This window comes from Xanthomonas albilineans, from assembly GCF_002939705.1.
Lineage (GTDB): Bacteria > Pseudomonadota > Gammaproteobacteria > Xanthomonadales > Xanthomonadaceae > Xanthomonas_A > Xanthomonas_A albilineans.
Window position 1 is genome coordinate 189,173 of the sequence record NZ_MDCB01000001.1, and the last position, 14,120, is coordinate 203,292.

The 14,120-nt window shown below is 60.2% G+C and carries 8 protein-coding genes; all 8 read right to left on the bottom strand.

The genetic code is table 11. The features are described 5' to 3' along the window. Nucleotides 1–18 precede the first annotated feature (18 nt). A complete protein-coding gene (locus XalbCFBP2523_RS00805; RefSeq protein ID WP_045765668.1) occupies nucleotides 19–2,397 on the bottom strand; it encodes a methyl-accepting chemotaxis protein in 2,379 nt (792 codons plus the stop codon). A gap of 98 nt (nucleotides 2,398–2,495) precedes the next feature. Next, complete coding sequence (locus XalbCFBP2523_RS00810) at nucleotides 2,496–2,876, bottom strand: hypothetical protein (protein WP_012915869.1); 381 nt, start codon at nucleotides 2,874–2,876, stop codon at nucleotides 2,496–2,498. Nucleotides 2,877–3,061: 185 nt separating this feature from the next. Further along, entirely contained in the window at nucleotides 3,062–3,553 is a 492-nt protein-coding gene (locus XalbCFBP2523_RS00815; protein WP_012915870.1) for a chemotaxis protein CheW, read from the bottom strand. Between the two features lie 108 nt (nucleotides 3,554–3,661). Beyond that, nucleotides 3,662–4,456, bottom strand: coding sequence for a flagellar brake protein (locus XalbCFBP2523_RS00820; RefSeq protein ID WP_045765669.1), 795 nt, complete (start codon nucleotides 4,454–4,456; stop codon nucleotides 3,662–3,664). A gap of 476 nt (nucleotides 4,457–4,932) precedes the next feature. Then, nucleotides 4,933–7,476, bottom strand: coding sequence for a methyl-accepting chemotaxis protein (locus XalbCFBP2523_RS00825; protein WP_080928078.1), 2,544 nt, complete (start codon nucleotides 7,474–7,476; stop codon nucleotides 4,933–4,935). 575 nt (nucleotides 7,477–8,051) lie between these two features. Continuing rightward, nucleotides 8,052–10,304: a methyl-accepting chemotaxis protein gene (locus tag XalbCFBP2523_RS00830; protein ID WP_045765670.1), complete on the bottom strand. Its 2,253-nt coding sequence runs from the start codon at nucleotides 10,302–10,304 to the stop codon at nucleotides 8,052–8,054. Between the two features lie 376 nt (nucleotides 10,305–10,680). After that, nucleotides 10,681–11,445 (bottom strand): transporter, encoded by a 765-nt coding sequence (locus XalbCFBP2523_RS00835; RefSeq protein ID WP_045765671.1) that lies wholly within the window; start codon nucleotides 11,443–11,445, stop codon nucleotides 10,681–10,683. Between the two features lie 309 nt (nucleotides 11,446–11,754). After that, nucleotides 11,755–13,995 carry a methyl-accepting chemotaxis protein gene (locus XalbCFBP2523_RS00840; protein WP_104629875.1) on the bottom strand — a complete coding sequence of 747 codons (2,241 nt, stop codon included), beginning with the start codon at nucleotides 13,993–13,995 and terminating at the stop codon, nucleotides 11,755–11,757. Nucleotides 13,996–14,120 lie beyond the last annotated feature (125 nt).

Consider the following 14,120-nt stretch of genomic DNA (forward strand, 5'->3'; position numbering starts at 1 on the left):
CCGTTATTAGCGTTCTTACTAGTCTGAATCGGGTGTGGACGGTTCAGATTTCGGAGAGTACACGACCTCGGCTGGCTTGCTCGGCGCGGTTGCCCGGGGCTTCTTTGGGGACGGCGTTTTTTTACGCGTCCCTGCAACCGGTGGCGAGGACGAGGGATGCATGTCGGGCGCCGATGGTGCCACACGGAAGATCGAGACCGATTCGATCAGTTGGCCTGCTTGTTCTTCCATCGAGCGGGCGGCAGCCGTTGCTTCTTCCACCAGCGCCGCGTTCTGCTGGGTGGCCTCGTCCATCTGGGTGACGGTCTGGCTGACCTGATCGATCCCGGCCGACTGTTCCTGCGAGGCGGAGGCGATCTCGCTCATGATGTTGGTCACGCGTTGCACCGAAGACACGATCTCGTTCATGGTTTGCCCGGCTTGACGCACCAGCGCCGAACCATTGGAGACCTGGCTGACCGAGGCGTCGATCAGGCCCTTGATTTCCTTGGCGGCGTTGGCTGAGCGCTGTGCAAGCGTACGCACTTCGCTGGCGACGACCGCGAATCCGCGCCCCTGTTCGCCGGCTCTGGCTGCTTCCACTGCGGCGTTGAGCGCCAGGATATTGGTCTGGAAGGCGATGCTGTCGATGACGCCGATGATGTCGGCGATCTTCTTCGAGGAAGTCTCAATGCCGCTCATCGTGGTCACGACCTGTCCGACCACCTCGCCGCCTTGGGACGCGACCGAAGCAGCGCCGACCGCCAACTGATTGGCCTGACGTGCATGCTCGGCGTTCTGCTTGACGGTGGAGGTCAGCTCTTCCATCGAGGCGGCGGTTTCTTCCAGATTCGACGCCTGTTGCTCGGTACGACGCGACAGATCGCTGTTGCCGGTGGCGATCTCGCCGGCGGCGGCGTTGATCGCGTTCGCCACATGCTGGATGCGGCTGATGATGCTCGCCAACTGTTCGGCGGTGGCATTGGCGTCATCGCGCATCGTGGCGAACACGCCGTGGAACTCGCCTTGCATGCGTATGGTCAGGTCACCGTGCGATAGTGCAGTCAGCAGTTTGGACACCTCGCCGATGCTGTCGCCGTTGGCCTGCAGCAGACTATTCAATTGCTCTGCCAGCATCAAGAAGAAGCCCTGCTTTCCGTCGATGACGACGCGCCCGGACAGGTCGCCGGCGCCGGCAGCCTGCACGATCTTTGCTACTTCTCGCTCGACCTGCGCCTCGAGTGTGCGATCGCGCGATTCGCACACGTAGCCGATATGGTTGCCATGTACATCGCGGATGGAGGTGATGATCTGGGCGATGCGTGCATCGCCATAGGCCATTTCGCGCTCGACCACGCCTTTGTTTTCGATCGCTGCAACGGTTCTGGGATCGATTTGGTTGCCATACTCAATCATCGAAACCAGGGAGCCAACCAGCGGCAGGCTGGAATCGAAAGCCGGCGCGACCGAGCGGATGTCATCGGCGTACTTGTCGGTGATGCTCTGCATCGACGGGTTGGCGTAGACGATGGTGTAGTTCAGGTCGGCGATGAACATGCCGGTGGATGAGTTGTCCAGGGCGGTACGGATACGCAGGTTCTCGGCCGACGCCGCAGCATCGTGCTCGATGCGCTCACGCAGGTCTTGCTGCATGCGTTTGAGTGCTTGCATCAGTTCGCCGACTTCGTCCTGACTGCTGACGTCGATATCTCCGTCCAGCTTGCCCCCGGCGACGGCGTTAGCCACTTTGACTGCGCCGCGTACGCTGTTGGCCAGCAGCTTTCCGAACAGGAATGCCAGGGCGACCGCGCTACCGATGCCGATCAGCAAGCACACCAGTAGCGTCGCGGAGGCCTTGCCATAGGTGCTGCTTGCATTGTCGGCCGCGACCTTGGATTGACGGTCGTTCTCGGCGATCAACGCGATCAGGTCATCCACCACCTTATTGTCCAGAACGCGGGTCTCGCTGGTGAAGGTGTCGATCGCGTCGTCGCGCAGGTCGAGCTGCAACATTTCGTCCACGGAGCCATAGGAGACGATCGCTTTTTTCCAGTCCGTCACCAGACGCTCATAGGCCGCTCTTTCCTGTGTCGTGCCAATCTTGTTCGGATACTTGGCGATAATCTCGTCCATCTGCTTCTTCAGCGCGATCTTGCGCGCCTGGGACTCTTTCTTTACCGCATCGCTGCTGCGGATCAGACTTTGGTACGCGGCGCTGCGGTAATCGCCGAGGATGCCGCGCATTTCGCCGCCGATGCGCACGCTGGGCACCACGGTGTTGGAAAGATTTCTGGTTACATGATTGAGCGAATTCAAACCGCTGTAGGCTGTCAGACCCTGAACCAGCATCAGGACAAGTACGACGCCGAAGGCCAGCATCAATTTTGGCATCAGCTTGAGATTCTTTATCCACTGCATTAGCGCGTTTTCCTTGTATTGACAGCTACGGCGAAGGTAAAGACAGCGACGCCGCCGCGCTGGATGGCCAAAGGCTCCAGCCCGGCGGTGCACAATACTTATTTGATGGTCGCCAACTTCAGGCTGGAGGGAGCGCTAACCTGGATTTCCGCGCGCGAGCTGTCGCGTTCGATCTTGCCAATAACGCACACATCCTTACCTTCCAGGCTTTCTGGCGGGAAGCCGAACTTGCTGCGGTCGGCACCGGCGATGCGTGCGGAAAAGGTGTGACGCGGAAACATGCCGCCCATGTACAGAAAAGTGGGCTCGCCCTCGGAATTCTGCGCATATTTGGCCTTCTCGACCTTGCCGCAGACCATGCCGTCCTTGCCGACGAACTTGGTTGCCATTTCCGGCGGGATCATCTGCTGAGATTGGGCGAATGCACTGGGGCTGGCGGCCAGTAGAAGGACCAATAGCAGTGGCAAGTTCGATTTCATAGAACGACTCCTTGAGGACGATGGGTGAGGTGACGGGAATGTGAGTCAGCCACCCTTCAGCTATCGGCATTTGTTCTATGAACTTGATTCACTCAAGTGATATGCAGTTCGCACTTCAAATGAAAACCCGCCATTGCGGCGGGTCGAAGTAGGGGAGGTCAGGGATGGAACCGCCGCTCGATGGGTCAGGCGGCTTCCTCGATGTGCATGTGCTGGCCGAATTCGGCACTGTCCAGCAGGGTTTCGATGTCCAGCAGGATCAGCATACGGTCGTCTTGGGTACCGATGCCGGAGATGAAGCGAGTGTCTACCGCGGCACCGAACTCGGGAGTAGGACGGATCTGTTCTTCGTTCAGTGGAATCACGTCCGAGACGCTATCCACGACGATACCGACCACGCGATCCTTGACGTTAAGCACGATCATCACGGTGAAGGCGTCGTAACGGGCTTCCTTGAGTCGTAGCTTAAGCCGCAGGTCGATCACCGGGACGATGGTGCCGCGCAGGTTGATGACGCCCTTGATGTACTCTGGTGCATCCGGGACCCGGGTGACCGAATCGTAACCGCGGATTTCTTGCACTTTCAGAATATCGACGCCGTAGTGCTCTTCACCGAGGGTGAAGCTGAGAAATTCGCCGCCTGTGGCGCCGGAATTGGAGGTATTTTTGTCGTTCATCGTGTGCTCCTGGTGCGCACGGAGTTGCGGTGGGCGGGGAAGGGAAACCGTGACTTATCCGTAGATCGGCGTGGTGCCGCAGAACTTTAGCGGCGCGCTGCCTTGCATTCAGGGCAGCGTGCCGCTCTTGCGGGCGTTACGTTGGCGCTCGATCCGGAAAATATAACGTTGGATCGCCGCATCCGCGCCGCGGGGCAGGTCGACAAAACGCACCCCAAGCCGTAGCGTTTCCTGTCCGTTTGCCAGCTTGGAGGCATACATATTGCAGATCTCCAGGGTCAGTCGGATCGGAGGGGTGTCGGGTAATTGCAATTCGCAGCCCTTGTAGCTGTGTTGCAACTGCGGCAGCGGTTGATCCGGTGCAATGGCCACCGCGACCGCGACCGCAAGGCCGCCGTTGCTAATGTCCAGCACCCGCAGTAACAGTTCGGTTGGCGGGTTGGCATCGTCTAGGCGCAGGATGCACATCGGTGATTCGGTCACCGGTGTTTCGAGACGGAAATGCTCGCGCCGTTGCAGGTAATAGAGCGAATCGGGCAATGCAGCGCGGAAGCCGCCGATGCCATCCAACTCCCCCCGTTCCTGCCCCTGGATACGAAAACGCACACGCACTCTGTCCAACTGGGCGAAGCACAGCAGGTATTCGGCCTGTTCGGCGGCGTTGTTGCAGGCATCGTTGACGCTGAGATCCAGTAATAAGGTGTCCTCGTCCAGGGCCAACAGTGCGGTCGAGAAAGACTGATCGCGGCCACTGAGATGTGCGCTGACCTGGGAGCGTTGGTTGATCAAGGACTGCAACAACTGGCGGATCTGCCGCTTGTTGGTGAGCATGAAGCGATCGTCTGCTTCCTCCTCTTCCGGTGAAGACGGGGGCGGTGCATCGCTGGAAATACCTTCGGCCATGTTGGGAAGTGCGTGCTGGAGTAGAAGGGGAAGGCACCTTTTCGGCTGCCATGGGCATGTTATCGGCTGAGTCTGGTGTTTTTGTAGATCTAGTGCTTTATCGGAGCCGTGCGGGCGGGGCATGAACATGAAGGAGGCTGCGGGCGATGCCAGGCTGGCCGTCTGGCCCTCCATCACGTGTACTGGCGCTGGCCTCCTCGCCGAGGGCGGTGCGCTGTTGGATTGCTTGGTCTTCTAATCGATTGTCTGCTTGAGCCAGCCGACTGTTGCTGCAACGCGCCGGAAATTTCGCTCACGATGTCGGTGATGAACTGCACCAGCATGTCCTGGAGGTGCTCCAGAGCCGCGCTGGGGGAGTGGGCGAGTAATGGCGTTGCTGCGCCTCCAATTGCGGAAGAAAGCCTTTGTACGCCGTGGACGGGATCGACCGCGGAAATGTTCCGCGGCCGATTCGGATCAATTCACCGGCATTGCGCTCAAAAATCACGCCATTGCGTGTCGGCAATCGCAACATCGGCCGTGCTGGCCTTCATCGTAGTTGCGTGCGCTGCTCCCGCGGCGGGACGCATCGGCGGCCTAGCCGGAGTCGCTTCAATCCTGAACAGCGCCACGGCCTGGCTCAGCTGCCCAGCCTGTTCTTCCATGGAGCGTGCGGCGGCTGTGGCTTCCTCGACCAGGGATGCGTTCTGTTGCGTGCTCTCGTCCATCTGCGTCACTGTCCGGTTGACCTGCTCGATGCCGGCAGATTGATCCTGCGAGGCGGCGGCAATTTCGCCCATGATGTCGGTGACGCGTTGTACCGAGGCGACGATCTCCTGCATGGTCTTGCCGGCTTGCTCGACTAGCGAGGAGCCTTCGGCGACGCGGCCGACCGAGTCGTCGATTAGCCCCTTGATTTCCTTGGCGGCATTGGCCGAGCGCTGAGCCAGGGTGCGTACTTCGCTTGCGACCACGGCGAAGCCGCGGCCTTGTTCGCCTGCGCGTGCTGCTTCCACTGCCGCATTCAGGGCCAGGATATTGGTCTGGAAGGCGATGCCGTCTATGACCCTGATAATATCGGCGATTTTCCTGGACGAGGTTTCGATGCCGCTCATGGTCTGCACCACCTGGCCGACCACCACGCCGCCCTGCGAGGCCACCGAGGCGGCACCGACTGCCAACTGGTTGGCTTGCCGTGCGTTTTCCGCATTTTGCTTGACTGTGGAAGTCAACTCCTCCATCGAGGCAGCGGTTTTCTCCAGGCTGGCTGCCTGCTGCTCGGTGCGGTTGGAGAGGTCGTCGTTGCCGGTGGCGATTTCGCTGGCAGCAGCGTTGATGCTGAGCGCCGCGCTCTGGATGCGGCCGACCATTCCGGCCAACTGTGCGGTGGTGGCATTGGCATCGTCGCGCATGGTGGCGAACACACCCTGAAACTCGCCGTGCATGCGTGCGGTGAGGTTGCCGGCGGCGATCTCCTTCAGCAATTTGGACAGCGTCTGCAGGTTGCCGTCGGCGGTGCTCATCAGTTGGTTGAGGCTTTCGACCATGGCACGGAAGTCGTACTGGAAACGCTCGGCCTCGCCGCGCACGCTGAAGTCGCCGGCTGCCGCGGCGCCTGCCAGATGCTTGATTTCCTGGTTCATGGCGGTCAGGTTCTGCTTGACCGTGTCCATGGTGTCGGTCAGGACCGCCTTCTCGCCGGGGAGGCGGTCCATGTCTTCGGACAGGTCGCCGATAGCGTAGCGGCCCATGATCTGAGCTAGGCGCATCTTGACCGCGATATGCGAGGCGGCCAGTGCATTGGTGTCGTGGACCATGCGGCCGTAATCGCCAGGGAAAGCACTTTCGTCCATGCGGTAGCTGATTTGCCCTGCATCGTGGCGCTTGGCCATTTCTGCCTGCGCGGCAAGAACTTCTCGCAACTGATGCTGCATGCGCTGCATGTCGGCCAGCAGTTGTCCGCTTTCGTCGCGGCTGGGAATCGTGATCTCGGCGTCCATGCGGCCTTTGGCGATATCTGCCGCTACGGCTGCGGCGCGCCGCACATTTCGCGTCAGCGTGCTCAGGGTGTGTATCCCCACCGCCGCAATCAACACGGTCAGCAGGCCCAGCCCGGTGATCGCGCTCCACATCGCTTGACGCGATGCATCCAGATGCCGTTGCGATTGTTGTTGTAAGGCTTGCAAGGAGGTAACGCTCAACTCCTGCAAGGCTTCGTCCCAGCCGTGCAAGGCTTGGTTCCAATGTTGGTCGACATCGGCGGCCTTGCTGTTGAGCGCTTGCTTGAGTTCGGGTAACGCCTGCTCGGCCACGCGCGCTTCGTTCGCCGCTGCCTCGGCGAGTGCCGGATTAGGCTGTTCGAGTAGGCCGATCGCTTTCTTCAGTTCATGTTGGAAGCGTGCATGGTCGTGCTCGAGTTCTCCGATCTGTGCGTGTAATAAGGCGGCATCGCCGCTTGCCTTTGACGGATCTTCCAGAGCATCCAGGCGTGTGAGCGTCTCGCTGGTATTGGGGGCATCGATCAAGCTGGCAACCACCAAGTGGTAGCTCTCCACATACGGCGTATAGACCAATTGGCTGTCGTCGCGTAGGGCATCCAAGACATCGGCCGCTTGTTGGGACACGGCAATGGCATCGTTGCGCTGCGTTTGCAGCGTTTGCCCCAGAAGCGTCAGTGCTTTGGTCGTTTGCTCGAAACCCGCCATCTCGGGCACGGTGCGTTGCAGTTCGCGCAAGGACTGATCCGCGCTCTGCGCGGCTGTATTCGCATCGGTACCGCTTCTGGTCTGTTCTGCTTGCAGCGCATCCAACAACCCCAGCATCTGCCGCAGTGGCCCGTAGCTGCGCAGTTCATTGCGGCTGACTTGCACGTTCTCGTTGAGGGTGTGGGTGTAGAGCAGCAAAGGAATCGCCATGCCGAGCAGAGCCAAAATGCCGACCATGCTCAGTTTGCGGGCGATAGGAAGGTCTTTCCAGGTGCGCAATAGGGGATGGCGGTCCGAGGCGATCAATGTCTTGGTCGTGGCCAGGTGTGACGTCATTGCAAGAGATCTCTGAGCTTGTATCAAGAAAAACACATGCGATAAGCCTCAGATCACAGCCATCGCACAAGGGCCGGGATGGCCGGTTGCGTTGGCATATCCAGGCAGGTTGCGAGGGGATTCCAGCCACAGTCCGGGTGATCCGCCATCTCCATAGCGGCAGCCTGGGCGAATGTTGAACCTGTGGAGGCGACGGAGTTAATCCGTGTTAGGGGTGTCGTCGTCCAGTCGATGCACATGCTCGCAGTAGGCGACGGATGTGTCGCGAGAGCATGCAAAGGCTTATGGTTGCCCGGAAGTATGATGCAAGGAGCGCGGGGCTTTTGCGTGGGTTGCCAGTGCCGAGGATCCCGTCGCCCCACTTTCTAGTCGGGCGATAGTCGCCGATGGCACGCTGTGTTGCGCAAAACGGATGCTCTACCGACATCTCATGCTGGCGTCATCCGCCACGGACGGTCGACATCGCGGGTACCGGTACGGACCTGTGGAGGATGCCTGTGTTGCAGGGGGGGTTGTCGCAATCGCCGGATTGTCAGTGTGGTCGTCATGCCATGTCGGCATGACGACCACCTGGATCAGAACTCATGCCAGTGCTTGTCGCTACCGGCGACCGCAACCCACTTGGTGGGCTGATGTGCGACGCGGACAGGCAGCTTGGATGGGAGCTTGGCCGTGCGAGTGATCGTCGTGGCTGCGACGCCGTTCGGTCGGCGCGGGGCGATATCCGCCACGGCGTTGTCGATCTTGAACAGCGCTACCGTATTGGTGAGTTCCCCCGCCTGTTCTTCCATCGAACGTGCGGCGGCGCTCGCTTCCTCGACCAGGGCGGCATTCTGCTGGGTGGTCTCGTCCATCTGGGTCACGGTCTGGTTGACCTGGTCGATACCTGCCGATTGTTCCTGGGATGCAGCGGAGATTTCGCCCATGATGTCGGTGACGCGCTGTACCGAGGCGACGATTTCTTGCATGGTCTTGCCGGCTTGGTCGACCAGGGCCGAGCCTTCGGCGACGCGGCCGACCGAGTCGTCGATCAGGTCCTTGATCTCCTTGGCGGCATTGGCCGAACGCTGGGCGAGGGTACGCACTTCGCTGGCGACCACGGCGAAACCGCGGCCTTGTTCGCCGGCACGCGCGGCTTCCACCGCAGCGTTGAGCGCGAGGATATTGGTCTGGAAGGCGATGCCGTCGATGACGCTGATGATGTCGGCGATTTTCTTCGAGGAGGTCTCGATGCCATTCATCGTCTGGACCACTTGATCGACCACCGCACCGCCTTGCGAGGCCACTGAGGCGGCACCGATGGCGAGTTGGTTGGCCTGACGCGCGTTTTCGGCGTTCTGCTTGACGGTGGAGGTCAGTTCCTCCATCGAGGCTGCGGTTTCCTCCAGGCTTGCGGCCTGCTGCTCGGTGCGGCGCGACAGGTCGTCGTTGCCGGTGGCGATTTCGCTGGAGGCGGAATTGATGCTGATCGCGGCGGTCTGGATGCGGCCGACGATATCAGTCAATTGGTCGGCGGTGGTATTAGCGTCGTCGCGCATCTGGGCGAATACGCCATGGAAGTCGCCGTGCATGCGTGCGGTGAGGTCGCCGGCTGCGATGGATTGCAGCAGCGCCGAGAGCTTGCCCAGGTTGCGGTCGCTGACCTCCATCATGGCATTGAGGTCCTGCACCATCAGACGGAAATCGTGCTGGAACTGTTCGGCGTTGCCACGGGCACTGAAGTCGCCGGCGGCAGCAGCAGCAGCCAGACGCTTGATTTCGGTGTTGATTGCCAGCAGGCTGGCCTTGGCCGCATCCATGGATTCGTGCAGCACCGCACGGCTGCCTGGCAGGCGGCGGGCGTCGCGGCGCAGGTCGCCGTTGGCATATTCGTTGAGCACTGCGATGGCATCGACGATGGCATCGAGGTGCTCGAACATCATGGTGTTGATGCCCTTGCTGAGCTCGCCGTAGACGCCGGGGAAATCCACGGGCATACGGTGGCTCATGTCCTTGTCGGCATGCAGTTCGATCATGCGCGTGGTCTCTCTGGAGAAACGCTGCAACTGCTGCTGCATCGCGTCCATGGCAACCAACAGGCGGCCGGGTTCATCGCGTGCGTCGGTGGCGACGTCGTTGTCCAAGCGGCCGTTGGCGATGGCCTCGGCGGCGCGGGTGGCGCGGCTGAGCGGCTGGGTGAGGCTGCGGGTGATCGCCCAGGCCAGCAGGCTGCTGACTACCAGCACGGCCACGCCACCGGCAATGAGCATGTTGCGACCGTTGGCCATCGCATGGCCCGCGTTGACGTAGGCGATTTTCATCTGAGCTTCCTGCAATTGTGCGTTTTCGCGGATCTTCGCCTGCCATGCCTGGGTGGTTGGCCGCGCGCGTTCGCTCAATAAGGTTTGCGCTTCATCATTGCGGTCTGCGATAGAAAGCGCGATCACCTGATTATTTAACGCACGCGACGCATCGCGTCCCGCATCGATATCCGCGCGTAGCTTTACTATACGTTCGCTGTCTGCTGGAAAGGCGTCCAGTTCTTTGCGCAGATCGTTATAACGTTGGCGATTTTCCTTGATTGCGGCCAATGCCGGTGCATTGAGCTCTTCCTTGGTCACCATCGCCAACGTGCCCAGGGCGACAAGGATGCTGGAATTGGCATCGAGCATACCGTTGCTGATCCGGGATTTTTCGAAATTCACCTTCACGATGTTGTCCAATTCGCGGCGGGCATTCGACATGGACAGCAATCCCCCCGCGACCAGCAGGCACGACAACAGGATCAGCAGGCCGAAAGCGCCCCCGAGCCGGTGGCCGACGTTGTAGCGTTGCAGGAACGAATTCATAATCGACCTCTTCGTTTAACTGAAATGTCCGGGCAGTGCCCAGGTTCTGCTGCGTCCTTGCAGGTTTCGGCGGATGTGCAGCTTAGCCAGTGGGACTTGGGAACCAGTCAATGTCGTTCTTGTTCGACTCTGGCTTCCGCTCATGCTAGTTGGTATCGGCGAGAGGTCGCGTAATCCGATGCTGCTTTGGTTGTAAGGTAATTCCCGACATCGTTTGATGCAGGTTGCGACGGCAATGCGGGTCGCCAGCGTATATCGATCTCGTCGGCGACTGCTGTGGCCGACGCTTGTTGCTGTTTTTGGGGGGGCGTGGATGCTGTATCTGTAGTGTAGCCAGCTTGCCTACAGAGACGTAATTTCCATCGATATCGCTAAATCAGAAGCGGAACGAAATACCTGTGCTAAATGTGTGATCTGGTGAGCGGTCGTTGAGGCCGCGGCTGTATAGAACATCCAGTTGCATGTCCGTTGTGAGTACCCAGGCCGAGCCGACATCGAGCATGGCCGTGGTGCCGCCATCGTTGCTGTGAGCGATTTGCGGGGAGGCCAATTCCACGAACGAACGGCAGCGTTCGTTCCATGCCTTGCCTAGCACTACTCCGAAAATGCCGGCGGTGTAGTGGTGTCCGTCCTCGGTTTCTGCGTGGATCACGCCGGGCATTGCCCCGATTGAAATGCTGTCGTTGAGGGACCATTCGGCGACAAGACGAAACGAGGGACGTGCGCTACTGCCACGGACGTTACGTGCGCCGCTGGGCAGGTCCACGTGCAACAGCCAGGCCAGCGACACGTTGTCGGAATCGACGCTGGCCAGGTGATGCTTCAGCCCCAACGAAATATCGGAGAGTCCGGAGGCATCGCTGCCGACGGGTACATCGATGTATTGCCAGCCGTCGGTTTCCAGGCGCAGTTCCCAGGTTCGACCGATGCCGTAGCGGAATAGGGTTGGTGTCGCGTAGCCGTCCACAGCGTTATCGCGTTCCCAGACGATGCCGGTTTCCACTTGCAGGTGGCGATCACCTACTGTGAGGCTTGATTCGACAAAATCGGGACGATCGGTGGTGATCGGCTCTTGTTCGGCGCATGCCAGGTTGGCGATGCTATATAAAGCGAGGAAGCTGGGAGCTATAATGGATTTCATTACAATCCTGTTCGTATGTCGGACGGAGCACTCTTGGAGTCGGCGGGATGGCGCCGGGAACCGGTGTTATCAGCGTTGCGCTGTCTCTTGCAGCGTCGTGCGTTAGCTCTTTGCATCGACTCTGAGCGTGATTTCTTTAATGGCTTGAGGCCGACATATGGGACCGAACCGCATACGTTGGGGTGAGTAAGCCCGATGCAGACGCTCGTTGATTTCCCGACAAGCGGCGCTGTTGCCGAAAAAATGGCGGGACGCATTGTTGCGACCCGCCATCTATTCAGACTGTGTCACTTCACTCCATCGATGGGTTCAGAACTCTTGCCACTGTGCAGTGTCGGCATACGCTGTGGAGTGCGAAACGTTGCGCATCTGCGAGGTGCTGGTCGCTGCCAGCTTACGTTTGGCTGTGACCGTGCTTGGAGCGAGATACTGGACCTTTGCTGGAAGCGCAGTGGTAGTGCTCATTGTGCTATCGAGTTTGAAAAGTGCCACGGCCTGACTCAACTGGCCCGCCTGATCTTCCATTGAGCGTGCCGCAGCGGTGGCTTCCTCGACCAGCGCGGCGTTCTGCTGCGTGGCCTCGTCCATTTGGGTCACGGTCTGGTTGACCTGCTCGATGCCGGCGGACTGTTCCTGCGAGGCAGAGGAGATCTCGCTCATGATGTCGGTGACGCGCTGCACCGAGGCGACGATCTCCTGCATGGTCTTGCCGGCTTGATCGACCAGGGCGGAGCCTTCGGTAACGCGGTTGACCGAGTCGTCGATCAGTCCCTTGATTTCCTTGGCCGCATTGGCCGAGCGCTGGGCGAGGGTACGTACTTCGCTGGCGACCACGGCGAAACCGCGGCCCTGTTCGCCGGCACGCGCGGCTTCCACGGCTGCGTTGAGCGCGAGGATATTGGTCTGGAAGGCGATGCCGTCGATGACGCTGATGATGTCGGCGATTTTCTTGGACGAGGCCTCGATGCCGTTCATCGTATGCACCACCTGGCCGACCACGGCGCCGCCCTGGGATGCGACCGTTGCAGCGCCTGCGGCGAGCTGATTGGCCTGCCGTGCGTGTTCGGCGTTCTGCCTGACGGTAGAGGTCAGTTCTTCCATCGAGGCGGCGGTTTCCTCCAGGCTGGCGGCCTGCTGCTCGGTGCGGTGCGACAGGTCGTCGTTGCCGGTAGCGATTTCGCTGGCGGCGGCATTGATGCTGACTGCCGCAGTCTGGATGCGGCTGACGATGGTAGCCAACTGTTCGGTAGTGGCATTGGCATCGTCGCGCATGGTCGCGAACACGCCCTGGAACTCGCCGTGCATGCGCGCTGTGAGGTCGCCAGCGGCAATGGACTGCAGCAATTTGGACAGTGCCTGCAGGTTGCCGTCGGCGGTGCTCATCAATTGGTTGAGGCTCTCGACCATGGCGCGGAAATCGTACTGGAAGCGCTCGGTCTGGCCGCGCACGCTGAAATCGCCGGCGGCCGCGGCACCGGCCAGATGCTTGATCTCCTGGTTCATGGCGGTCAGGTTCTGCTTGACCTTGTCCATGGTGTCGCTAATGACCGCCTTCTCGCCGGGGAGGCGATCCATATCGTCTGACAGGTCGCCGATGGCGTAGCGGCCCATGATTTGCACAAGGCGCATTTTGACCGCGATATGCGAGCCTGCCAGCGCGTTGCTGTCGTGGACCATGCGACCATAATCGCCTGGGAAGGCATGCTCGTCCATGCGATAGCTGATCTGTCCGGCATCGTGACGCTTGGTCATCTCGGCCTGTGCGGCGAGGACGGCCTGCAACTGGCTCTGCATCTTATCCATGCTGAGCAGTACCATGCCGGCCTCGTCCTTGCGACGCAGATCGATCGGGTTGTCGAGCTTACCGCTGGCGATGGCATCGGCCACGCCGATCGCGGTACCGAGCCGCTTGAGCAATTGCCGACGGATCAGGAGCGCCATGCTGATTGAGGCCACGATGATTAGCAAACTGCCCAACAGCACGGCCCATTTGTTCTGCGCGCGGAAAGTCACCACGGCTGCGCTGCGTTTTTCCAGCAAGCGGCGTTCTTCGTCGGAAAACGCCGCGAGCAGGCTGCGGATCGATTTCATGGCCTGGCGGTCACGGGCTTCGCGGAACACGGAGCTGATCTGCGCCGTATCGGTGGAACGCTCGCGCAAGTCGATGATCTGCTTCTCCGCAGAGACTAAGTTGTCAAACGACGTATGCAGCTGTTCCAGGCGCGCCTGCTGCCGAGGGTTGTCCGCAGTCAGGCGTTTGGCTTCGGTGAAGCTTTGTTCGAAACCGGCAAGGCCGTTGGTGAAGGGCTGCAGGTGCTGCTTGTCGCCCGACAGCAGGTAACCGCGTGCGCCGGTTTCCACGTTGAGGGCATTGCTTCTCATCATCTCCCCGGTGGCCAGCACTTTGTACGTGTGGTCGTTCATGTCGGCTGCGCTGTTGAGCGAGGAAAGACTGCTTAGACTGATCGTGCCGATGATCACCGTCACCAGAACAATGGCGCAGAAACTGAGCGCGAGTTGCGCGGAAAGACTAAGGTTCTTGAGTGTCATCGTGGTGTCTCGGAAGGTAGAGAACGTTCGGATGGTGGAGCGGCATGTCGCGTGGTAATGGGGCATGCGAACAGATAACGCTCCTAACGTATAGCGACAAACTATCGATTCTTTTGAATAGAATA

Excerpts from the sequence above, each read along its gene's own strand:
- XalbCFBP2523_RS00805 (WP_045765668.1), bottom strand. The coding sequence starts at position 2,397 with ATGCAGTGGATAAAGAATCTCAAGCTGATGCCAAAATTGATGCTGGCC.
- XalbCFBP2523_RS00810 (WP_012915869.1), bottom strand. The coding sequence starts at position 2,876 with ATGAAATCGAACTTGCCACTGCTATTGGTCCTTCTACTGGCCGCCAGC.
- XalbCFBP2523_RS00815 (WP_012915870.1), bottom strand. The coding sequence starts at position 3,553 with ATGAACGACAAAAATACCTCCAATTCCGGCGCCACAGGCGGCGAATTT.
- XalbCFBP2523_RS00820 (WP_045765669.1), bottom strand. The coding sequence starts at position 4,456 with ATGGCCGAAGGTATTTCCAGCGATGCACCGCCCCCGTCTTCACCGGAA.
- XalbCFBP2523_RS00825 (WP_080928078.1), bottom strand. The coding sequence starts at position 7,476 with ATGACGTCACACCTGGCCACGACCAAGACATTGATCGCCTCGGACCGC.
- XalbCFBP2523_RS00830 (WP_045765670.1), bottom strand. The coding sequence starts at position 10,304 with ATGAATTCGTTCCTGCAACGCTACAACGTCGGCCACCGGCTCGGGGGC.
- XalbCFBP2523_RS00835 (WP_045765671.1), bottom strand. The coding sequence starts at position 11,445 with ATGAAATCCATTATAGCTCCCAGCTTCCTCGCTTTATATAGCATCGCC.
- XalbCFBP2523_RS00840 (WP_104629875.1), bottom strand. The coding sequence starts at position 13,995 with ATGACACTCAAGAACCTTAGTCTTTCCGCGCAACTCGCGCTCAGTTTC.